Consider the following 21,171-nt stretch of genomic DNA (forward strand, 5'->3'; position numbering starts at 1 on the left):
CATGTTGATTCGAATTCTTCCCGAGCTCGGCCACTTTGCGCTGATACTGGCGCTGGGCATGGCCATGTTGCAGGCCAGTGTGCCGCTGATCGGCGCGGCGACGCGACGCCCGCTCTGGATGGCGTTTGCGCAGCCGATGGCGTGGGGCCAGTTCGCCTTTCTCGTCATCGCCTATCTCTGCCTGACGGCGAGCTTCGCCTTCGACGACTTCAGCGTGGCCTACGTCGCCAACAACTCCAACTCGATGCTGCCCTGGTATTACAAACTGAGCGCGGTGTGGGGCAGCCACGAGGGATCCGTGCTGCTGTGGGTGTTGATCCTCGGCGGCTGGAGCTTCGCCGTCAGCGTCTTCTCCCGCCGGCTGCCGCGCGACATGCTGGCGCGGGTGCTGGCGGTCATGGGCTGGATAAGCAGCGGTTTTCTGCTGTTCATCCTGCTCACGTCCGACCCTTTCACTCGAGTGCTGCCCAATGTGCCGGGCGACGGTGCCGACCTCAACCCCCTGCTGCAGGACTTCGGACTGATCGTGCACCCGCCGATGCTCTACATGGGCTACGTCGGTTTTTCAGTCGTCTTCGCTTTCGCCATGGCCGCGCTGCTCGGCGGCCGACTGGACGCGGCCTGGACGCGCTGGGCGCGCCCCTGGACCAACGTCGCCTGGGCATTTCTCACCGTTGGCATCGCGCTCGGCAGCTGGTGGGCCTATTACGAGCTGGGGTGGGGCGGCTGGTGGTTCTGGGACCCGGTCGAGAACGCGTCACTGTTACCGTGGCTCGCCGGTACCGCGCTGATTCACTCGCTTGCCGTGACCGAAAAGCGCGGCACGTTCAAGAACTGGACCGTGCTGCTGGCGATATTCACCTTTTCGCTCTCGCTGCTGGGCACGTTCCTGGTGCGTTCGGGGGTGTTGACCTCGGTCCACGCGTTCGCCAACGACCCGTCGCGCGGTACATTCATTCTCGTGCTGCTCGGCATTACCGTCGGGCTGTCGCTGGCCATCTTCGCGCTGCGTGCGCCGCGCGTGCAGTCACTGTCCGGATTCGGCTGGCTGTCGCGGGATTCGCTGTTGCTGATCAACAATATCCTGCTGGTGATCATGACCGTCACCGTGCTGCTCGGCACTATCTACCCGCTGCTGCTGGACGCGCTGGGACTCGGCAAGATCAGCGTCGGCCCGCCGTACTTCAATGCCCTGTTCGTGCCGCTGACCGTGCTGCTGTGCATCTTCATGGGGTTGGGGCCACTGGCGCGCTGGAAGCGTATGCCGGGGCGCGAGCTGGCTAGACGCCTGGGGCTTGCCGCCGTGATCGCCATTGTCATTGCGGCCGGGTTGCCGTTGCTCTATGGCGGCAGCTTCAGCCTGAGTGTGACGCTCGGGCTGCTGCTGGCGCTGTGGCTCACGCTGTCGCTGGTTCGTGATGTTTTCGATAAAACCCGCCGCGGGCGAACCGGCAAGACCGGCGGGCGAGGTCGATTGGCACGTCTGCGCAAACTGACGCTGTCTTACTGGGGCATGGTGCTGGGACATCTGGGGCTGGCCGTGACCATCGTCGGCGTGGTGATGGTCTCCCACTACAACGTCGAGAAAAACGTGCGCCTGTCGCCCGGCGAGCAGGTCGAAGTCGGCGGTTATCAGTTTGCGATGACCGACTTTCACGAGCGGCGTGGCCCCAACTACGTTGCCGACACGGCGACCATTCGCGTCGACCGGCCCGGACGGGCGAGCTTCACCATGCAGCCGGAAAAGCGCTTTTTCATGGCCAGCGGCATGCCGATGACCGAAGTCGCGCTGCGACCGGGTCTGTTCAGTGATCTCTATCTGGCGCTGGGCGAGCAGCTGGACAATGGCGACTGGTCGCTGCGCATCCAGATCAAGCCCTTCGTGCGCTGGCTCTGGCTGGGCGCGCTGATCATGGCTGCCGGTGGTCTTCTCGCGGTGATCGATCGCCGTTACCGCAAGGCACCCAAACGGGCACAGGCGGGCGCGCGGGGCGCGCCGGATCCGATCGAGGACGCCGACATGGCGGCGGAGGGTGCACGATGAAACGCCGTCTGCTGCTGCTGATTCCCCTGGTCCTGTTCGTCGTGCTGGTCGTGTTCTTCTATCGTGGTCTGTCCAAGGATCCTGCCGCACGCGACTCGGCACTGCTGGCCAAGGATTTCCCGAGCTTCCACCTCTCCACGCTCTCCGATCCATCGCAGAAGCGGGATCGTTCTCTGCTCGAGGGCCAGGTGACCCTGGTGAACGTCTGGGGCGAGTGGTGCCCGACCTGTAAACAGGAGATGCCACAGCTGCTCGAGCTCGCCGATCGCGGCGTGCGGCTCGTTGGCGTCGATTACAAGGATACCCGCGAGAACGGGCGCCAGTTCCTGCAGGAGTTCGGCAATCCGTTCGAGGTCTCGCTGTTCGACCCGGACGGCAGCCTCGGATTCGACCTCGGTGTATACGGTGCGCCGGAGAGCTTTCTCGTCGATGCCGACGGCGTCATCCGCTATCACCACACCGGCTACATCACGCCGCAGGATGTGGAGAGCGTGATTCTGCCCGAGGTGAAGAAATGGCAGCAGTGATGCGTGGAAGCGCGAGCCGCGTCTGGTCGCGGTTTGGAGTGTCGATCGGCCTGCTGCTGGTCTCGCTGCTGATGTCAGCGTCGGTGAGCGCGGCCATCGAAGTGCAGGATTTCCAGGACCCGGCGCTGGCCTCGCGCTATGCGGACCTCAGCTCGCGCCTGCGCTGCCCGAAGTGTCAGAACGAGTCGATCGCGGCATCCAATTCGCCCATCTCCGCCGACATGCGGGCGCGAGTGGCGACACTGCTGCGCGAGGGTGAGTCCGACAAGCAGATCGAAAGCGCCATGGTCTCGCGTTTTGGCGACTACGTGCTCTACGACCCGAAGCTGGAAACCCGCACCTGGCTACTGTGGGGGCTGCCGTTCGCGCTGGTGCTCATCGGTGGCAGCGTGATCGCCGGCTTCGTGATCAAACGCCGGCGGCTGGCCCAGCGCTCGCTCGATGACGACGAGCGTGACCGGCTGGCATCGCTCGTGGCTCGCCATCGCGCGGCGGGCAGTGAAGCCGGTGAAGACACCACCGCAGCCGGCGCGGAAGCGGGTGCCGGTAAGCTCCGTGCCCGCCCGAAAGGAGAAAATTGATGACGGCGCTCTATATCGGCATCGCCCTGCTATTGATGCTGGCGCTCTGGCTGCTGTGGCTCCCGGTGCGCCGGGCAGCGGGTTTGCGCGATGCGCTGATGACGTTCGAGGCCGACGATCGTAACAACGCGGAGAACGTCGCGATCTATCGTCAGCGTCTGGCAGCGCTGGAGCTGGCGCTGGTCGAAGGCGAGATCGACCGCGAGCGATTCGCGGAAGATCGCCTCGAGCTCGACCGCCGCCTGCTGGAAGATGCCGGCGGGCAGGGGCGTCGTCCGCTCAAGCGGGTTCGCGCCGGTCGCTGGCTGCTGCCGCTCGTCGCCATCCTGCTCGTCGTGGCCGCGCTGGTCTTCTACGAGCGCACCGGTGATCGCCAGGATCTCGAGCTTTACCAAGTCGTCGAATCCGTGGCGCACGCGCCGCCCGAGACGAAGATTTCCGTGCTCGCCGCGGAAGCGCAACGCCAGTCCGACAACCCCAAAGCCTGGGCGCAACTGTTCCCGCTCTACCGGGATAACGGTCAATTCGACCAGGCGATCGACACGCTCGAGCGGCTGGTGGCGCTCCAGGGGCGCCAACCGCAGCTCCTGGCGCAGCTGGCGCAGATGAAGTTCTTCGCTGCCGACCGCACGGTGACCGACGATGTCCAGTCGCTGATCGACGAGACGCTCGAGCTCGATCCGCGCCAGCCGACGGTGCTGGGCGTGCTCGGTATCGATGCCTTCGATCATGCGCGTTATCGAGAGGCCATCGACTACTGGCGCCGTGCCATGGCCGGCTATCAGGACGACGAATCCGGCAAGGCGCTGCGCAAGGTGATTGCGGTGGCCCAGCAGCGACTCGACGCCCGCGCAGGTCAGGCCTCGACAGCGGACAGCACTGCCTCCGCGCCTGCGGCATCGCTGCAGGTGGATCTAACGCTGGCCCCGTCTTTGAGCGAGCGTCTGCCGGCCGACACACCCGTGTTTCTCGTCGCACGCGACGTGGATGGCCAGCGACCGCCGCTGGCGATCGCCCAGACCACGCTCGGCGCGCTGCCGCAGACGCTGACGCTGAGCGACGCCCAGGCCATGACGCCGCAGGCCAAACTCTCTCAGGTCGATCATGTCGACCTGGTGGCGCGTGTCTCCGCTAGCGGTCAGGCGCAGCCACAATCCGGCGATCTCTTCGGCCGCCTGCAGGACGTTGTCGTCGGCGGTGATCATGCGTTGACGCTGGATATTGATCAGGTAGTCCCTTAGGCTCTGCCGAAGTCGCTCTCCGGCGCCCTCGCGACCCCGTGAGCTGCGCCGGGTGGCCCATCCGGTTCCAGGAGCCTTCCCTCCCGCATGCGTCTCAAGTCCATCAAGCTGGCTGGCTTCAAGTCGTTCGTCGATCCGGTCACCGTACCGTTCGACGGCAACATGACCGCCATCGTTGGGCCCAACGGCTGCGGTAAGTCCAATGTCATCGATGCGGTTCGCTGGGTGATGGGGGAGTCCTCCGCCAAGACGCTGCGCGGCGAGTCGATGACCGATGTCATCTTCAACGGCTCCACCGGGCGCGCGCCGATCGGTCAGGCCTCGATCGAACTGTTGTTCGACAACAGCGATGGCGGCCTCGGCGGTGCCTGGTCCGGCTACCGCGAAATCGCGGTCAAGCGCCTGGTCACTCGCGAGCCGCAGTCGAGCTATTTCCTCAATGGTCAGAAATGCCGGCGTCGCGATATCGCCGATATCTTTCTCGGCACCGGCCTGGGGCCGCGCTCCTATGCGATCATCGGCCAGGGCATGATCTCGCGCCTGGTCGAGGCGCGGCCGGAAGAGCTGCGCAATACGCTCGAGGAAGCCGCCGGCATCTCCAAGTACAAGGAGCGCCGGCGCGAGACGGAGAACCGGCTGCGTCGCACGCAGGAGAATCTCGAACGTCTCGACGACATCTGCGAGGAGCTCGACAAGCAGCTCGAGCGACTCAAGCGCCAGGCCGAGGCAGCCAGGCGCTATCGCGGCCTGAAGGACGATGAGCACCGGCTGCGCGGAGAGCTGGCGCTGCTGCGCGAACGGGCGCTACGCAGCCAGCAGCACGAGGCCGCTTCGCGCGTGCGCGACGACGAGACGCAAGTCGAGCGTGAGGTGCTGGGGTTGCGTCAATGTGAAACCCGGCTCGCGGAAGGGCGCGAAAGTCACGACCAGGTCGCTGCGGCGCTCGAGCAGCACCAGGCCGCTTTCTATCAGACCGGCGCCGACATCGCGCGTCTGGAGCAGTCGCTCGAACACGCGCGCCAGCGCCAGCAGCAGCTCGGCGCCGATCTGGAGACCGCCCGCGGCGAGCGTGAATCGCTCTTTCGGCTCGCCGGTGAAGACGATGAGAGTCTGGACGCGCTCGCCGAGCGTCTTGAGACGCTCGTGCCAGACGTCGAACTTGCCGATGAAGCGCTGCTCGATCTCGAAGCGTCGCTCGAAGAGGCGCAAGCCCATGCGCAGACCACGCAGCGCCAGTGGGAGGCGTTCAGCGAAACGTCGCGAGAGACGCGCCATCGCGCCGAGCGCGAGCAGGAGGCGATCGAGCGGCTCGAACAGGAGCTGATGTCGCTGCGTCAGGAGGTCGACCGTCTGCAGCGTCAGCAGAGTGAGCTCCCCGACATGCGCGAGCTCCGTGAGTCTCGCGAAGGCGTTGCCGAATCTCTCGAGGTCCTCGACGAACGTCAGCAGACGCTCGAGATCCGGCGTGAGGCGCGTCTCGATGCTCGCGAGCAGGCGCGCTCGCGTCTCGACGAGCGTGAGCGGACTCGTCAGGCGTTGCAGGAACGGCGCCACCGGTGTCAGGGCGAGATCGCCTCGCTCGAGGCCTTGATCGATGCCGCGCTGGACGATGGCGATGCCGGCGTCGCCGAGCAGCTCGCCGGTCATGCGCTTTCGTCGGCACCGCTGCTGGCCGAGCAACTCGAGGTGGACCGCGGCTGGGAGCGCGTGGTCGGCTGGGTGCTGGGGAACTGGCTCAATGCGCGTCTGGCCGAACCGGAAACGGCACGCGCGCCGCTCGGATCACTGGCCAGCGGGGAACTTCCCGTGCTCTCGCCGCACCAACGTGAGACGACGGTGGTGACGGACTCGCTGCTGACGCACGTGCGTGGTGCCGGCAGTGCTGACGGAGTGCTGAATCGGATTTACTGTGCCGTGGATGAGCCGGAAGCCTGGGGCCGGGTCTCGGCGCTGGGGCCTGGCGAGAGCGTGATGACCTCGGACGGACTCTGGCTCGGCCAGGGCTGGGCGCGTCGCCTGGGGCGAGAAGAGATCGCCAGCGACGGCGTGCTGGGGCAGCGTCAGCGTCGAGAAGCGCTGCTGGCGGAAGTCGCCGAGATCGATGAGCGTGTCGCCGAGATCGAGGGCGAGTTGACGGATTTTCATCAGGCGCTCGATGCCAACGAATCGGGGCTGGAGGCACTGCGCCAGGAAGAGCTCGACCTGTCGCGCGAGCGCCAGCAGCACTCGACCCGTCTCGCCACGCTGGACAGTCAACTTGGCCATGTCGGCGGGCGCGCCCGCGAGCTGGTCGAGGAGATCGCAGCACGCCATGAGACGCTCGAGGCGCGAACGATGGCACTCGAAAACGCGCGCGAGCGTTGGCAGCAAGCGCTTGCTGCTGTCGATGACAGCCAGACACTGCGTGAATCACACGAACAACAGCGTCAGGCGTCGCTCGAGAGAGTGACGACGCTGCGGCAGCAGCAGCAGCAGGCGCAAGCGCAGCAGCAGGCGCTGGCGCTCGAACGTCAGCGACTGCAGACCCAGCGGGATGCCCTCGAGCAGCAGCGCGAGCGAAGCCGTGAGCAACTATCGCGTCTCGAGGCGCGTTGCGAAGCGCTGATCGAACAGCGCGAAACGCTGGCCGAGCCGGACGACGACCAGCGTGAAAGGCTCGAGCTGCTGCTCGAGACCCGGTCCCAGCAGGAGACGACGCTCAACGCCTGCCGAGATCGCGCCAACCAGCTGGGCGAGGCGCTGCGCCAGACCGAGCTCGAGCGGCAGGCACACGAGCGGGAGCTGGATGTCGTCCGTCAGCGGTTGCAGGAAGGGCGGATGCAGGTTCAGGCGCTGACGCTCAAGGCCGATGCGCAGCAGGAACAGCTCGATGAGCAGGGCCACGACGTCGAACGACTGCTCGCCGGGCTGGACCCCGACGCCACCGAATCGGCCTGGCAGACACGGCTGGAGGAGACCGCTGAACGCATCCGCAGACTCGGCGCTATCAACCTGGCGGCGATCGAAGAGTATGACCAGCAGGCCGAACGACGCGATTATCTCGAGGGACAGCACGCTGAACTGAGCGAGGCCATCGAGACACTCGAACGGGCTATACGGCGTATCGATCAGGAGACCCGCACGCGCTTCAAGCAGACTTTCGATGAAGTGAACCAGGGACTGATGGCACTTTTTCCGCGAGTCTTCGGTGGCGGAGCCGCATGGTTGACGCTGACCGGCGAGGATTTGCTGGAGACCGGCGTTGCCATCATGGCGCGCCCGCCCGGCAAGAAAAACAGCACCATTCATCTCCTGTCCGGCGGAGAGAAAGCGCTGACCGCGTTGTCGCTGGTATTCGCCATCTTCCAGCTCAACCCGGCACCCTTTTGCATGCTGGACGAGGTGGATGCACCGCTGGACGATGCCAACGTCGGTCGCTATGCGAAGCTGGTCAAGGAAATGTCGGAGAGCGTTCAGTTCATCTTCATCACGCACAACAAGATCGCGATGGAAGCCGCCGAGCGATTGATGGGCGTGACAATGCAAGAGCCGGGTGTGTCGCGTCTGGTCTCCGTCGGGGTCGATGAAGCGGCATCGATGGCCGAGACCTCCTGAACTTGTCGAAAATAGCCAAACCGGCTAGCGGCGTAATAGGATGTCTCGCATCAGGCAGAATTGAAGGGCGATTGCTGGCGGGCAAAACATCTCTTGACAACGAAAAAAAGTGGCCCATTTTTGAAAAATCACGCTATGCTAGTGCCGACATGGTGAGGTATATCGACGATTGACCTGCAAAACGACATGGAGAGCCGGTCGCATGCAGCACAAAACACGCAGCAGATTCGGGTTGCCGGACGTGTGTTGTCGCCGCTTGTCGTTCGCTGACGACGTCCCTGCAGGCGCCCTTGCGAAAGGGTGTGAATCGATGACCGAACCTGTTGTCCTCTTCCAGCATAGTGGCACCGCGAACAGGCAAGACGACCCATGGAACTAAGAGAGTGGCTTATCATCCTGGGGCTGGTTTTGGTGGCGACCATCGTGATCGATGGCTTTCGTCGTCTTCAGCGCCAACGTCGGGTTCCACGCCTTGATCAGGCGATCGGAGAGAACGGAACAGACGCCGGGTCCGACGAGGATCTGGACGAGGCGGCCCGCGAGGCCGAAGTCAATTGGGAGCTGCCCAACGGAGGGGCACGTGTCGTTCGGGCGGCCACGTTCGAGCGGAATGAGGCGGAGCCGATTCGCCCATCCGAGCCGAAACGCCAGGAGCGTATTCCGGATGAGGAGCTCAAGGAGAGCATTCTCAACCGAAAGTCGCGTCCCTCGTTTTCGGACATGCAGCATAATGTAAAGAGCGCCATGCGTGCCGGTGCCAAACGTGTGAGCGAGTCCGCTCAGCGGCTCGGCAACAAGCGTGACGAAGATGCTCGGGCGAGGAAAGACGCTCGCAAGGAGAGCGATCATCGTGAGCCGCAGCTGGGTCATGAGCCGCCGACGGCCGATGAATCGTCGACTCGCGATCCGCTCGTGTCCGGCATGCCGGCATCGGCGGGAAATGCGGCCACGGAAGCGGCACTGGAGCCACTACGGATCTCCCGCCTGACGCCGCCCCATGAGAGCATCGGCGCCGACGTAGAGTCGGCCGGCGATAGCCGCGAATCTATTGGCAGCCGCGAGACGATGACCGATGCCGTCGGCGCAGAGGCCGCCGAGCCGGCAACAGCTGCGCGTAATGACGTCGTTACGCAGCACCCGGCGGTCGAGCGCGCCAAGCGCCACCACGTCAGCGCGGCCCGCGCCCGGGAGACGCTGTCTCACGCCGAGGAAGTCATCGTCATCAGCGTCTTCGCGCGTACGGAAGAGGGCTTCGACGGCGCGGATCTGCTCAATCTGATGTTGGCGTGCGGGCTGCGCTTCAGTGAAATGGGCATCTTCCACCGCTACGAGAAGGAAGCCGACGACAGCGAGCTGCAGTTCTCGATGGTCAACGTCGTCAAGCCGGGCGTATTCAATCTGGACAGCATCCAGGAGATCGTGACCCCTGGCGTGACCTTCCTGATGCCGCTACCGGGTGCCAACGATACGGCGGCTGCCTTCGAGGCGATGCTGGAGACCGCGATGGTGCTGGTTCGCAATCTCGGCGGTGAGCTGAAAGATGAAAATCATAGCGTCATGACCGCCCAGACGATCGAATTCGCGCGCCAGCGCGTGCAGGAGTTCGAGCGTCGCCATCGTCTGCATCGCTATCAGGCGAACTGACGTACCCGGCAGGGTGCGCTGGCGGTATCTTGCAACGGGGCCTTCGGGCCCCGTTGTCGTTGATGGGTACTTGGCCCTCAAATCTGCCGGTGAGCGCCCAAGGCGGTGGGCCATCGCTTCCGCTACAATGCGTGTCATTTCCTTTCCGCCGCGGTGTCGTTGCTCCGCGGCCGAGCAGCCACCGAACGAGCGTAATGAGCCAGATGTCCCGAGCGACCCGTGACCGCGCTGATGACTTGCGTCAGCAGCTGGATGACGCCAATTACCACTATTATGTCGAAGATGCCCCGCGCATCACCGATATCGAATACGACAAGCTGCTGCGCGAGCTCCAGGCACTGGAAGCGGCGCATCCCGAGCTCGAGACGCCGGATTCACCGACACAGCGCGTTGGCGCGCCGCCGGCGGAACGCTTCGAGGAGGTGACGCACGCCGTCCCCATGCTCTCGCTGGATAACGCCTTCAACGAGGAGGAGCTACGCGCGTTCGTCAAACGGGTCGCGGACAAGCTCGAGTGCGAAAGCGAGACGCTGGCGTTCTGCTGTGAACCGAAGCTGGATGGGCTGGCCGTCGCACTGGTCTATGAAGATGGCCGATTGGTGCAGGGCGCGACGCGTGGCGATGGGCGCACCGGCGAGGACGTTACGCTCAATCTGCGTACCGTCAGCTCGATACCGCTCAAGCTGCGTGGCGAGACGCCGCCATCGCTGATCGAGGTGCGCGGCGAAGTCTACATGCGCCATTCGGGTTTCGAGGCGATGAATGCCAGAGCGCGCGAGCGCGACGAGAAGGTCTTCGCCAATCCGCGCAATGCGGCTGCCGGCAGCCTGCGCCAGCTCGACTCGAAGATCGCCGCTCAGCGACCGCTGGAGTTCTGTGCCTACCAGGTCGCCCGACTCGATGGCGATGATGATGCCGCCACCCACTCCGATTATCTGAAGCGCCTGCGCGAGCTCGGCTTCCGCACCAGTCCGCTGCTCGACGTGGTGAGCGGCGCCAGCGGGATCGTGGAATTCTGCCAGCGGCTCGGCGAGCAGCGCGACGGTCTCGATTACGATATCGACGGCGCCGTGCTCAAGGTCGACAGCCTGCGCGATCAGCGCGAACTCGGCTTCGTTTCCCGCGCCCCGCGCTGGGCGATTGCCTACAAGTACCCCGCCCAGGAGCAGACCACGACGCTCAACGACGTCGCCTTTCAGGTCGGGCGCGTCGGCACACTGACGCCGGTCGCCAAGCTCGAGCCGGTGCAGGTCGCCGGCGTCACGGTGTCCAACGCCACGCTGCACAACATGGACGAGGTCGAGCGGCTCGGTGTGCGCATCGGCGATACCGTCATCGTGCGGCGTGCCGGTGATGTCATTCCTCAGATCGTCGGCGTCGTCGAGTCGCAGCGACCCGCGGATGCTCGTCCCATCGAGATGCCGAGCGCATGCCCGGTCTGCGGCTCGCAGATCGAGCGTCTCGAGGGCGAGGTCGCGGCGCGCTGCTCCGGCGGCCTCTATTGTCCGGCACAGCGCAAGGAAGCGCTGAAGCATTTTGCCAGCCGCCGGGCGCTGGATATCGATGGCCTCGGCGAAAAACTGATCGACCTGCTGGTCGAGCGTGAGTGGGTGAGGACGCCGGCGGATCTCTTTCGCCTCGAGGCGACCCATCTCGCCGATCTGCCGCGACTGGCCGAGAAGTCCGCCGGCAATCTCGTCAGGTCACTGGAAGCCGCCAAGTCGACCACATTGCCCCGCTTCATCTACGCCATCGGTATTCGGGAAGTGGGGGAGGCGACCGCAGCCAATCTGGCACGCCATTTCGGCTCGCTCACCGCCCTGCGCGAGGCAACGCTCGAGTCGCTGGAGGCGGTCGAGGACGTCGGGCCGATCGTGGCGCGCCACATTCACACGTTCTTCCGGCAGGCCCACAACCAGGAAACGCTGGATGATCTGATTGCGGTTGGCGTGACCTGGGTCGAGGAAGAGGTCGGTGATCGGCCGCAGCCGCTGGAGGGCCAGACCTGGGTGCTGACAGGGGCGCTGGAGAACATGACCCGCGACGAAGGCAAAGCGCGCCTGCAAGCGCTCGGAGCCAAGGTGGCCGGCAGCGTCTCCAAGAAAACGGCGACCGTCGTCGCCGGGCCCGGCGCCGGCAGCAAGCTGGAGAAAGCGATGCAGCTTGGCGTCGAGGTGATCGACGAGGACGCTTTCCTGTCGCGCCTTGCCGAGTGGGAAGGGTGAGTGCCGTTGCCGGGGTGAGTGTCACTGTCAGGGTTAGCGCCAGTGCTGACATGAGTGCAACGGAAATACGGAGGCCGGTATGAGCCGTTTTGTCGAGATTCCGCCGCGCATGCTGCCGTCGGAAACGCTGGATGCACTGCTGCAGGTGTTCGTCACCCGTCAGGGTTACGACACCACCGATGTCGCCACCGACATGCATGACTGGGTGCGTGATCTCAAACGCCAGCTCGAGCGCGGTGAGCTGCTGATCGTCCACGATCTGCAGACCGAGTCGACCGAGGTAATGACCCAGGCGCAGTGGCAGAGTTTCGGTCGACACCTCGCCGATGACGAGGAAGAGGGCGACTGGTGATCGCCTGAGTCGGGCGATGACGTTGCCTGGCTCTCCACGCTGATAACAACACGGCCCCCTGTCGGTTTCGACAGGGGGCCGTTGCAAGTCGGGGTGGTGGCTCAGGGTTCCCAGCTTCTTCGCCGAGGCCGGGAACCCTGAAGATTCGAGATCAGGTGAACAGCAGCGGCACCGCGATGCTCGAGATCAGCAGGATCAGTGCACCGCCGAGCCGTGAGGAGATCTGGGCGAACGGCATCAGCTGCATACGATTGGCGGCGGAGAGCACGGCAACGTCGCCGGTACCGCCCATGTTGGCCATGCAGAGACCGGCGGTGATCGCCGATTCGATCGGGTAGAAGCCGACCAGCTTGCCGACCAGACCCGCCCCGAAGGCGGCGCCGGCGACGACGGCGAAGACGATCAGCACGTAGGTGATGGAGATCGCGTCGATCACCTGGCCGAGATCGGTGTAGGCGATGCCGATACCGAACAGCAGGGCGAACGTCCAGTTCTTGGCCACGAACTTGAACCACTGCGCGGCGGCGTCGTTGAGAGACTCGGGCACGACGTTGCAGATCTTGAGCAGCGCGACGAGGATGATCATCAGTGCGTAGGGGTGCAGCGGAATGAACCCACCCAGAATCTCGCCGGCGACGAAGAAGGTCAGTGCCGCGATCACGCCGATGCCTAGCTTGGAAAGATCCGGCTTGCTTTCGCGCTCCTCGATCTCGACGCCCGGCATCATCTGGCCGTTGCCGGTCAGGCTCGGTACGCGCTTGGCCAGCCCGTTGAGAAGGCCCGCGATGATGATGGCGAAGACGTTACCCAGGGCCAGGGCGGGTACCAGAATCGAGATATAGTAGCTCGCCGGCTGACCGAGCAGCTGCTCGTAGATCTGGCTCATCGGCACCGCGCCAGCGCCCATGCCACCGCCCATGATCGGCAGCGTGATAACGACGACGGCGTCCTGCACGGAGAAGCCGAGCAGCCAGCCCACCGCGATGGCAAAGAGCGCCGCGAACAGCACCGCACAGATCAGCGGTAGGGCGTAGCGGGAGCCGACCTTGACCAGCACCTTGGAATCCATACCGAGAATGCTGCCGGTGATGAGCGCGGCGATGTAGAAGTTGAGGAAGCCGCCGCTCTTCATGAACTGGGTCACGTTGTCGGTCACGTCGCTCGGCAGCCACTGTACGTAGACCAGCGCAGCGGCGCCGAAGATGGCGAGAATCGCGCCGCCGCCGAGATAGCTCTTGACGATCGGCAGTCGGTCACCGATGAAACCCAGCAGCTCGCCGAGAATCATCATGACCAGCAGGGCGCCGATCATGCCGGTAGGCAGGGTGTCCGTTGCCATGGAAACGATCAGAACGGCCGTGGCGATGGCAAATAGCGGTAGAGGAATGCCGAAAATGCGGGCCGACAGCCAGCCGTTCTGGCGGCCCTCTTCGGCGTGCACGGTTTGCGTCGCGGTTGCAGTCATGGTTGGCTCCCGTAGGATTCAAGCCCTCGCGGGCGGTACGCTGCCGAGGATAGAGACCTCACTGCAGTGACCAACCTTACCGAAATTATTAAAGCCTTTATAAACTATTGAAAGAGAAGGCGTCGGAGAACGCATACCGCACCCGTGTGCGGTATACCACCTTGGTCGAAATGGGGTTAGACATAGGTCGATATGAAGCGTCTGCGTCTCAGTGCCCAGCTTTTCGTTCTGGTCGCCAGCATGATCGTGCTGACGCTGGGCGTGGCTCTCCTGCTGTTCAACTACCAGCTTCGCGCCAATCTCGAACAGGCGCAGGGCGAGCGCGTGATGGGGTTGGCGGCCTCGCTGGCGGACCGCGCTGATGTCAGGGCCGCACTGACCGCCAAGCCGATCGTCCACGATCCTGACTCACTGCTGCGCGCGCGGATCGAAGCGCTGCGCGAGCGGCTCGGAGTCGACTTCATCACCGTGATAGACACGCGCCACCTGCGCCTGACGCATCCGGATCCGTACGAGATCGGTCGCCATTTCCGCGGCGACGACGAAGGGCCAGCGCTGGCCGGTGAATCCTATGTCTCGCGCGCGGAGGGCACGCTCGGCGTCAGCATTCGCGGCTTCTCGCCGGTACTGGGCAGCGACGGCCAGGTGATCGGCGCGGTCGCGACCGGCGTTACGCTCAAGCGCGTCGGCCTGCTGCTGTCCGAGCGTAGCCAGGTACTCTGGCTCGGGATCGTGGGTTTGATGCTGATCGGGGGGCTCGGCGCCTGGTGTCTGGCGCATTACATCAAACGAGTCCTGCTGGGATTCGAGCCGCACCAGATCTCCGGCTGGGTGCGCGAGCGTCAGGCGATGCTGGCCTCGCTTCACGAGGGTGTGCTCGCGATTAACGCCGAGGGCGAAGTGACACTGGTCAATCCGGCGGCGCGGCAGCTGCTCAATCCGCTCGGCGGCACCGAGGCGGCACTGCCACGCGAGGTGCTGGACGAGCTCTTCGACAGTGGCGCGGTGTCGCTCAACCGTCGTCTGACGCTCAACGGCCGGGCGTTGATCGTCAATCGGGTGCCGATCCGCGCCGAGCGCGGTGGCGGTGGCTCGATCGTGACGCTACGCGATCGCAGCGAGGTCAATCGGCTCGCCGAGGAGCTAACTGGCGTCAGTCGCTACGCGCAGGCGCTGCGGGCCTCCACGCACGAGTTCAAGAATCGTCTGCATGTCATTCTCGGTCTGGTGCAGCTGCGCGATATCGGCCGCCTCGAACGCTATCTGCGGGAGCTGGACGATACCCTGATCGCCCCGGCCGCCGCGCGGGTGGCTGGCGTCAAGGACCCGATCCTGGCCGGATTTCTGCTGGCCAAGGGGAGTGAAGCGCGGGAGCGTCAGGTGGCGCTGGAGATCGAACTCGACAGCGATATTCCAGCCCCTGACAGCGGTGAAACGGGGCACTGGCTGGTCACGATCATCGGCAACCTGCTCGAGAACGCGTTCGAGGCGGTCGCCGAGCGCAACTTGCCCTCGGTCACGCTGAGTATGGGCCTGGATGCCGGAGAGCTCTCGCTCCACGTTGCCGACAACGGCGCCGGCATGGGCGAGATCGAGCAGCATCGCGCTCTGGAGCAGGGGATCTCTTCCAAGGGCGAAGGGCGTGGCTACGGGCTGGCGATGGTCAAGGCGCACGTCGAGTCGCTGGAGGGAACGCTCGCGCTCTATTCCACGCCCGGGCGTGGCACCTTGGTCGAGGTGACATTACCCTATGCGGCGGATGCCACAACGCTGACCGATGGAGTGATCTGACCCATGCGCGTACTGATAGTCGAAGATGACCCGATGGTGATGCGCCTGAACGTCGAGTTTCTCAATCGACTCGATGGCATCAGCCTGGTCGCGCAGTGCGAGGATCTGCCCGCCGCGCGCGAGATACTCGCCCGCGAACCGGTCGATCTGCTGCTGCTCGACGTGTTTCTTCGCGAGCACAACGGCCTCTCTCTGGTCCGGGAGCTGCGTCGCCAGGCGCGGGATGTCCAGATCGTCCTCATCACGGCGGCCTCGGAGATGGAGACGGTGCGCGAAGCCAAGCTGCTGGGCGTGGCCGACTATCTGGTCAAGCCGTTCGAGTTCGAACGCTTCCAGGAAGCGCTGAACTACTGCCTGGAGACGCATCGCCGCCTCGCCAAGCTGCCGACCCGCGCCCATCAGCGCGATCTCGACTCGCTGTTCCGGCGCGAAACGGGGGCGCCGGCGCCGATCCGCCCCGGCGATCTGCCCAAGGGATTGACCACCAATTCGCTGGCTCAGGTGGCCCGCGCGGCTGGCGATCAGTGCGGCAATTCGTTCACCACCGAGGCGTTGAGTGACAATACCGGCATGTCACGGGTCTCCGTGCGCAAGTATCTCAAGCACCTGGTAGATCGCGGCCTGCTCGAGGAGTCTTTCCATTACGGTCAGATCGGTCGACCCTCGTTTACCTATCGCTGCCTCGATCTGGATGCGCTGCGTCAGCTCGGCGAGCCAGCCTCCGCCGGCTGAGTCACCGCCCTCGCGGTCAGCGCCCACGCCTGAGGCCGGCGATGATGCGTCGGCCGGGGTGAAGGTGGTCGACGAGTTCACGCGGCAGCGGCAGTGGTTCGTCATGAATGCGCGACGCGATCACTTCGGCACACAGCGGTGCGCTGACCATGCCGCGTGAGCCATGGGCGGTGCTCACCCACAGCCCCGGGTAATGGACGCCGGGAGTGTCGAAACGACGATTGGCATCCTTGGACAGCGCCGCGTAGGCCTGCCGCCACGCGCGGGCGTCGGGCAGCGGGCCGGCGTAGGGCGTCTTGTCCGGACTGGCGGCTCGCACGCTGGCACGCCCACCCAGCGACTCGGCAGGGATCTCCCCCAGCGCGGCGCCGAGTGCAGGCGCCGTTCGCGAGAGTTCCGACAGATTGCGGCGATGATCCGCGAGTCGCAGCTCGTTGCTGTCGTCATTGGGCGTGAAGGTGGCGCCGAAGGTCAGCTGCCCTTTCCGAGGGGGCATCACGTAGCCGCCCGCGCAGTGCACTTCATCCAGCGTCAGCGCCGGCGAGACAGACAGGGTGGATATCTGCCCGCGAATCGCCTGCAGCGGCAGGCCATCGAGCCAGTCGCGGCTGGCGTGGCCGGTCGCGAACACGACCTGATCCACCGTCAGCGCATGGCCCGATAGCTGCAGACGCCAGCCGTTTTCCGTCTCGCGCAGCGAATGCAGCTCGTCGCGTCGCCACTCGATCCCGGGGGGCTCCAGCAGGGTTCGACACAGCGCAACCGGATCGACCCAGCCGGCGCCGGGATAACGCAGAGCGTCGTCCTGTGCATGGACGACAGTCTCCGGCAGCGAATGGTTGGCCAGGAAGCGATCGCGACGGTTGCGGTCGCCCGCCCACTGCAGCAGACCGCAGTCGTGCCACCAGCGACGTTCGGGGTCGAGCCGAGCCAGCCAGCGCTGAGTGTGCAGCAGCGCCGCCAGGTAGAAACGGCTCTGCAGGTTGGTTTCGAGCGCCAACTTCACGTAGAGCGCTGCCTGCGGATTGCCGGAAGCGCCACCGGCTACGCCGGCACGATCGATCACCGTGACCTCGCTACCGCGGCGTGCCAGCGCTGCGGCAACGCTGGCGCCGGCGATGCCGGCACCAATGACGGCGATATGTCGCCGCCGCCGCGGCGCGGGCGGATGAAACCAGGGCGTCTCGGCGCGGGCCGCCACGGTCGCCGCCGCCGATTCGGCATCGGCCCGTGGATGAAGTGCCTCTGACAGAGCATCCGATCCTGGCTCCGATTCCCCATTCGGTTGCGATGCCCTCGCTTCGGCGAGTCCGTTTCCTCGCCAGACACCCTGCAGCATCTCGCGCTTGCGTCCGAATCCCGGCACCTTTTGCCAGGAGAAACCGGCTGCCGCGAGGCCGCGGCGGACAAGGCCGGCGCAGGTGAACGTTGCGAACGTGGCGCCCGGGCGACTGGCGCGAGCGAGCGCCTCGAACAGTGGCGGCTGCCACATGTCCGGATTCTTCGAGGGGGCGAATCCGTCCAGGAACCAGGCGTCGACCGCGCCATCCAGGCGCGCCAGCGACTCGGCGGCATCGCCAAAGTGCAGGTCGAGCGTAACGCGCTCGCTCAACGCCAGCCGGTGGATGCCCGCCACGGCCGGTGGCCACTGGTCGATCAGGGCTCGCGCACGATCGACCAGCGTTGGCCAACCATGCCACACCCGCTCGAGCGCCTCTCGTGTCAACGGATGCTTCTCGGTCGAGACGAGATGGAGTCGCGCAGCGGAGGGCGCGTTCTCGTCGAAGCAGGCCCAGGCACACAGCATGTTGAGCCCGGTGCCAAAGCCGGTTTCACCGATGACGAATGCCCGCTCGCGGGACCAGTCGGCGAGCCGAGACGCCAGCGCGTTATGCTCGAGGAAGACAAAGTGCGTCTCTTCCAGACCGTCCTGGCGAGAGAAATAGACGTCGTCGTAGTGCGTCGAGTACGGCGCCTCGTTGGCGTTGTCGTCCGATCGCCAGTCGAGCTCAGCCGGCGACAGGGCGGCTTCCGCTGCCGAGTGGCGGGGCGTATTGGCGGAGTGGTTCGCCATGGTGTCCGTAAGTGAAAGGTGGGTGATTCGACAGTCGCAAGTCGGGTCGTGGAGGACATCGACAGGCTGTTCAAATTTTGATCGATCTTCGCTAGCCTGCGTATCGTCTACCGCAAACGGAGTGGTCCGCGGGATCTCAACAGTGTTATCCACAGTCAGTGTGAAAAACTGGCGACACCGCGCTGTGGATAATCGCCGCCTCGGAGGTCACCGGGGCGGCGTGTGACCGATGACGATGTCAGGGCAGCACGCGCTTGAACGGCTTGACCGTGACGCTTGCGTAGACGCCGGCTGCCACGTAGGGGTCGGCGTCTGCCCACGCTCGTGCGGCCTCGAGCGATTCGAATTCGGCGACGACCAGACTGCCGCTGAATCCGGCGGCGCCGGGGTCGTTGCTGTCGATGGCCGGGTGCGGGCCGGCGAGAACGAGCCGGCCCTCGTCGCGCAGTGTCTCCAGCCGCTCCAGGTGGGCCGGGCGGACGGACTGGCGTTTCGCCAGACTCTCTTCGATGTCGTCGCTGATAATGGCGTAAAGCATCAGGAACCCTCTTTCGATTGGGCGTGGGAGAGGTGGCGAGCCAGAAATAGCGCCTGACCGATCACGAACAGCAGCGTCAGCCCCAGCATGCCAAAGAGCTTGAAGTCGACCCAGGTCGCTTCGTCGTATTGCGTGAAGACGTAGACATTGAGCGTCGCCATGGCGAAGAAGAACACTACCCAGGCGAGATTGAGCCGACGCCAGGTCGAGGCGGGGAGGCTGACCGCCTTGCCCATCATGCGCTGAGTCAATGTCTGGCCGCCGAACAGGGGCGAAAACAGGAACGCGATACCGAACAGCGCGTTGATGACCGTGGGTTTCCACTGAATGAAGGCCGGATCGCGGAAGGCAATTGTCGCGCTGGCGGAGAGAATGACGATGATCGATGTGATCAGCAGCATCTTCTCGATCCGGCGCTGGCGCCACCAGACGACGCCCAGCTGAACCAGGGTGGCGGGAATCAGCACGACGGTCGCCACGATGATGTCGCCGCTCCAATGATAGACGGCGAAGAACAGGGCGATGGGTAGAAAGTCGAACAGCAGTTTCATGATGGGGCGAGTCTCCGGCGAGCGGTGCGGGGGCGGCGTTGATTGACCGAACAGGCCGCGCCCCTCACCATAAGCGCTCTATTCTGACAAAGACGCCGTTCGGCGTCATGCCTATGGTTGCCTGCTCCTCCGAGTTTCCGTCCGCTTCGGCGATGTCCGGTCCCGTTTTACAGGCCTTGCCAGAGAGGCTGGCCGACGTGCGCGGGGTCGACTTGCACATGCACTCCCGCGCTTCCGACGGCGCTCTGACGCCCGGTGAACTCATCGAGCTCTGCCTGGCTCGCGGATTGACCCACGTCGCGCTAACGGATCACGACACGCTCGACGGTGTCGCTGAAGCCGATCGGGCGTGTCGACGGCTCGGGCTGCGTCTGATCGCGGCGGCGGAACTTTCGTGCCAGTGGCGCGGCATCGGCATTCATGTCGTGGCGCTGCTGCCGGAGGGGGCGTCGGCAGGATTTACCGCCGGCCTCGAGACGTTGCACCAGGCGCGGGAGCGCCGCTCGCGCGAGATCGCCCATCGGCTGGAGAAGATCGGTCTCGACGATGGCGTAGCGCGTGCCAGGCTCGAGGCGGGAAGTGAGCGCCCACTGGGGCGGCCCGATTTCGCCGCGGCGTTGGTCTCGGCAGGCCTGGTGCCCGATCGCAAGACGGCGTTCAAGCGCTATCTCGGGGCCGGCAAGCGAGGCGACGTCAAGATGCACTGGCCAGAGCTCTCGACCGTCGTCGGCTGGATTCGTGAAAGCGGCGGCGTCGCGGTCATTGCACATCCGCTGCGGTACGGGATGACGCGGCGCAAACGCGATCTGCTGTTCTCGGCTTTCATCGAGGCGGGAGGCGAGGCCGCCGAGTTGATTAGCGGCTACCAGAATCCGGACACCACCTTCGATCTCGCACGCCAGCTCGCCTTTCACGGGCTCTACGGCTCGCTCGGCAGCGACTTCCACTACCCCGGTGGTGCGCTAGCGCCAGGCACTATCAGCCCGGCCCCCGCAAGTCATGTCAAACCGATCTGGCTGCATCCGGCACTGGCGTCTTTCGGCGGCGAGATCCGGGAGACCTGTTAGGCTGGATGGCGTCAGCGGCAGGTCGGCATCCAGCCGGACAGCATCCGGCGCAGCAAGATATCGAGGAGAGTCAGCAGATGACCCAGTTCTTTCAGATTCACCCACAGAACCCGCAGAAACGCCTGATTGACCAGGCAATGGGCATTCTGCGTCAGGGCGGCGTGATCGCCTACCCGACCGACTCCGGCTATGCGCTAGGCTGCTGCCTCGGAGAGAAGAAGGCGATCGAGAAGATCAAATGGCTGCGCGAGCTGGACGACCGCCACAATTTCACCCTGATGTGCTCCGATCTTTCCGAGATCGGCACTTACGCCAAGGTCGACAACAGCGTATTTCGACTGCTCAAGTCCCACACCCCGGGGCCCTACACCTTCATCCTCAACGCGACCAGTGAGGTGCCGCGGCTGTTGCTGCACCCCAAGCGCCGCTCGATCGGCGTGCGCGTGCCGGATCACAAGATCACGCATGCCTTGCTCGACGCGCTCGGCGAGCCGCTGATGAGCGTCACCCTGATTCCCGTGGGCGAGGCGCTGCCGATGACCGATCCGGAAGAGATTCGCGACCGTATCGGCGCGCATCTGGACCTGATCATCGACGGCGGTGCCTGCCATCTGGAGCCGACTACTGTCGTCGATCTGCGCGAAATTCCGCCGCTCGTCGTGCGCGAGGGGCGTGGCGACGTCTCGTCGTTTGTGTAATAGCGAGATGGCTACACAGACCGGCCGCCGAGATTGCTCGGCGGCCG

Annotated in this window: 16 protein-coding genes; 12 read left to right on the top strand and 4 right to left on the bottom strand. The window is 64.9% G+C overall.

What is annotated here, in order from left to right:
• The first annotated feature begins 1 nt into the window (after position 1).
• The 8 genes from IE125_RS09790 (at position 2) to IE125_RS09825 (ending at position 12,208) form a co-directional block, all read left to right on the top strand.
• Positions 2-2,044 (top strand): heme lyase CcmF/NrfE family subunit, encoded by a 2,043-nt coding sequence (locus IE125_RS09790; protein WP_229809031.1) that lies wholly within the window; start codon positions 2-4, stop codon positions 2,042-2,044.
• Entirely contained in the window at positions 2,041-2,571 is a 531-nt protein-coding gene (locus IE125_RS09795; protein ID WP_189444483.1) for a DsbE family thiol:disulfide interchange protein, read from the top strand. The genes IE125_RS09790 and IE125_RS09795 overlap by 4 nt, the downstream gene beginning before the upstream one ends.
• Positions 2,559-3,152: a cytochrome c-type biogenesis protein gene (locus IE125_RS09800; RefSeq protein WP_229809032.1), complete on the top strand. Its 594-nt coding sequence runs from the start codon at positions 2,559-2,561 to the stop codon at positions 3,150-3,152. The genes IE125_RS09795 and IE125_RS09800 overlap by 13 nt, the downstream gene beginning before the upstream one ends.
• Complete coding sequence (gene ccmI, locus IE125_RS09805; protein WP_189444484.1) at positions 3,152-4,393, top strand: c-type cytochrome biogenesis protein CcmI; 1,242 nt, start codon at positions 3,152-3,154, stop codon at positions 4,391-4,393. Before IE125_RS09800 ends, ccmI begins: the two co-directional genes overlap by 1 nt.
• Before the next feature lie 87 nt (positions 4,394-4,480).
• Positions 4,481-7,987 (top strand): chromosome segregation protein SMC, encoded by a 3,507-nt coding sequence (gene smc, locus IE125_RS09810; RefSeq protein WP_189444485.1) that lies wholly within the window; start codon positions 4,481-4,483, stop codon positions 7,985-7,987.
• A 369-nt stretch (positions 7,988-8,356) separates the two neighbouring features.
• The gene (zipA, locus tag IE125_RS09815; RefSeq protein WP_189444486.1) at positions 8,357-9,631 is read left to right on the top strand and encodes a cell division protein ZipA; all 1,275 of its coding nucleotides are present in this window, start codon (positions 8,357-8,359) and stop codon (positions 9,629-9,631) included.
• A 194-nt stretch (positions 9,632-9,825) separates the two neighbouring features.
• The gene (gene ligA, locus IE125_RS09820; protein ID WP_189444487.1) at positions 9,826-11,856 is read left to right on the top strand and encodes an NAD-dependent DNA ligase LigA; all 2,031 of its coding nucleotides are present in this window, start codon (positions 9,826-9,828) and stop codon (positions 11,854-11,856) included.
• Positions 11,857-11,935: 79 nt separating this feature from the next.
• Positions 11,936-12,208 carry a YheU family protein gene (locus IE125_RS09825; RefSeq protein ID WP_189444488.1) on the top strand — a complete coding sequence of 91 codons (273 nt, stop codon included), beginning with the start codon at positions 11,936-11,938 and terminating at the stop codon, positions 12,206-12,208.
• A 151-nt stretch (positions 12,209-12,359) separates the two neighbouring features.
• Here IE125_RS09825 and IE125_RS09830 read toward each other — a convergent pair whose 3' ends face one another.
• On the bottom strand, positions 12,360-13,673 hold the full coding sequence (locus IE125_RS09830) for a 2-hydroxycarboxylate transporter family protein (protein WP_189444489.1): 1,314 nt from the start codon (positions 13,671-13,673) through the stop codon (positions 12,360-12,362).
• 192 nt (positions 13,674-13,865) lie between these two features.
• Between IE125_RS09830 and IE125_RS09835 the strand changes: the two genes are divergently transcribed.
• Positions 13,866-15,464, top strand: coding sequence for an ATP-binding protein (locus IE125_RS09835; RefSeq protein WP_189444490.1), 1,599 nt, complete (start codon positions 13,866-13,868; stop codon positions 15,462-15,464).
• 3 nt (positions 15,465-15,467) lie between these two features.
• Complete coding sequence (locus tag IE125_RS09840; RefSeq protein WP_189444491.1) at positions 15,468-16,196, top strand: response regulator; 729 nt, start codon at positions 15,468-15,470, stop codon at positions 16,194-16,196.
• Between the two features lie 16 nt (positions 16,197-16,212).
• On the opposite strand, the gene mnmC1 is transcribed toward IE125_RS09840, so the two are convergent.
• From mnmC1 to IE125_RS09855, 3 genes are all read right to left on the bottom strand, one after another.
• Entirely contained in the window at positions 16,213-18,270 is a 2,058-nt protein-coding gene (mnmC1, locus tag IE125_RS09845) for an FAD-dependent 5-carboxymethylaminomethyl-2-thiouridine(34) oxidoreductase MnmC1 (RefSeq protein WP_189444492.1), read from the bottom strand.
• Positions 18,271-18,508: 238 nt separating this feature from the next.
• Entirely contained in the window at positions 18,509-18,808 is a 300-nt protein-coding gene (locus IE125_RS09850) for a YciI family protein (RefSeq protein ID WP_189444493.1), read from the bottom strand.
• Complete coding sequence (locus IE125_RS09855; RefSeq protein WP_189444494.1) at positions 18,808-19,359, bottom strand: septation protein A; 552 nt, start codon at positions 19,357-19,359, stop codon at positions 18,808-18,810. Before IE125_RS09855 ends, IE125_RS09850 begins: the two co-directional genes overlap by 1 nt.
• 152 nt (positions 19,360-19,511) lie before the next feature.
• Between IE125_RS09855 and IE125_RS09860 the strand changes: the two genes are divergently transcribed.
• Entirely contained in the window at positions 19,512-20,426 is a 915-nt protein-coding gene (locus IE125_RS09860) for a PHP domain-containing protein (protein ID WP_189444789.1), read from the top strand.
• Between the two features lie 77 nt (positions 20,427-20,503).
• On the top strand, positions 20,504-21,124 hold the full coding sequence (locus IE125_RS09865; RefSeq protein ID WP_189444495.1) for an L-threonylcarbamoyladenylate synthase: 621 nt from the start codon (positions 20,504-20,506) through the stop codon (positions 21,122-21,124).
• Positions 21,125-21,171: the final 47 nt, after the last annotated feature.

Source organism: Salinicola rhizosphaerae (genome assembly GCF_014652715.1).
Lineage (GTDB): Bacteria > Pseudomonadota > Gammaproteobacteria > Pseudomonadales > Halomonadaceae > Salinicola > Salinicola rhizosphaerae.

Coding starts and splice junctions, on each gene's coding strand:
- ligA (WP_189444487.1), top strand. CDS start 9,826: ATGAGCCAGATGTCCCGAGCGACCCGTGACCGCGCTGATGACTTGCGT.
- smc (WP_189444485.1), top strand. CDS start 4,481: ATGCGTCTCAAGTCCATCAAGCTGGCTGGCTTCAAGTCGTTCGTCGAT.
- IE125_RS09850 (WP_189444493.1), bottom strand. CDS start 18,808: ATGCTTTACGCCATTATCAGCGACGACATCGAAGAGAGTCTGGCGAAA.
- IE125_RS09800 (WP_229809032.1), top strand. CDS start 2,559: ATGGCAGCAGTGATGCGTGGAAGCGCGAGCCGCGTCTGGTCGCGGTTT.
- IE125_RS09855 (WP_189444494.1), bottom strand. CDS start 19,359: ATGAAACTGCTGTTCGACTTTCTACCCATCGCCCTGTTCTTCGCCGTC.
- IE125_RS09865 (WP_189444495.1), top strand. CDS start 20,504: ATGACCCAGTTCTTTCAGATTCACCCACAGAACCCGCAGAAACGCCTG.
- IE125_RS09835 (WP_189444490.1), top strand. CDS start 13,866: ATGAAGCGTCTGCGTCTCAGTGCCCAGCTTTTCGTTCTGGTCGCCAGC.
- IE125_RS09830 (WP_189444489.1), bottom strand. CDS start 13,673: ATGACTGCAACCGCGACGCAAACCGTGCACGCCGAAGAGGGCCGCCAG.
- ccmI (WP_189444484.1), top strand. CDS start 3,152: ATGACGGCGCTCTATATCGGCATCGCCCTGCTATTGATGCTGGCGCTC.
- IE125_RS09790 (WP_229809031.1), top strand. CDS start 2: ATGTTGATTCGAATTCTTCCCGAGCTCGGCCACTTTGCGCTGATACTG.
- IE125_RS09860 (WP_189444789.1), top strand. CDS start 19,512: ATGTCCGGTCCCGTTTTACAGGCCTTGCCAGAGAGGCTGGCCGACGTG.
- mnmC1 (WP_189444492.1), bottom strand. CDS start 18,270: ATGGCGAACCACTCCGCCAATACGCCCCGCCACTCGGCAGCGGAAGCC.
- IE125_RS09795 (WP_189444483.1), top strand. CDS start 2,041: ATGAAACGCCGTCTGCTGCTGCTGATTCCCCTGGTCCTGTTCGTCGTG.
- zipA (WP_189444486.1), top strand. CDS start 8,357: ATGGAACTAAGAGAGTGGCTTATCATCCTGGGGCTGGTTTTGGTGGCG.
- IE125_RS09840 (WP_189444491.1), top strand. CDS start 15,468: ATGCGCGTACTGATAGTCGAAGATGACCCGATGGTGATGCGCCTGAAC.
- IE125_RS09825 (WP_189444488.1), top strand. CDS start 11,936: ATGAGCCGTTTTGTCGAGATTCCGCCGCGCATGCTGCCGTCGGAAACG.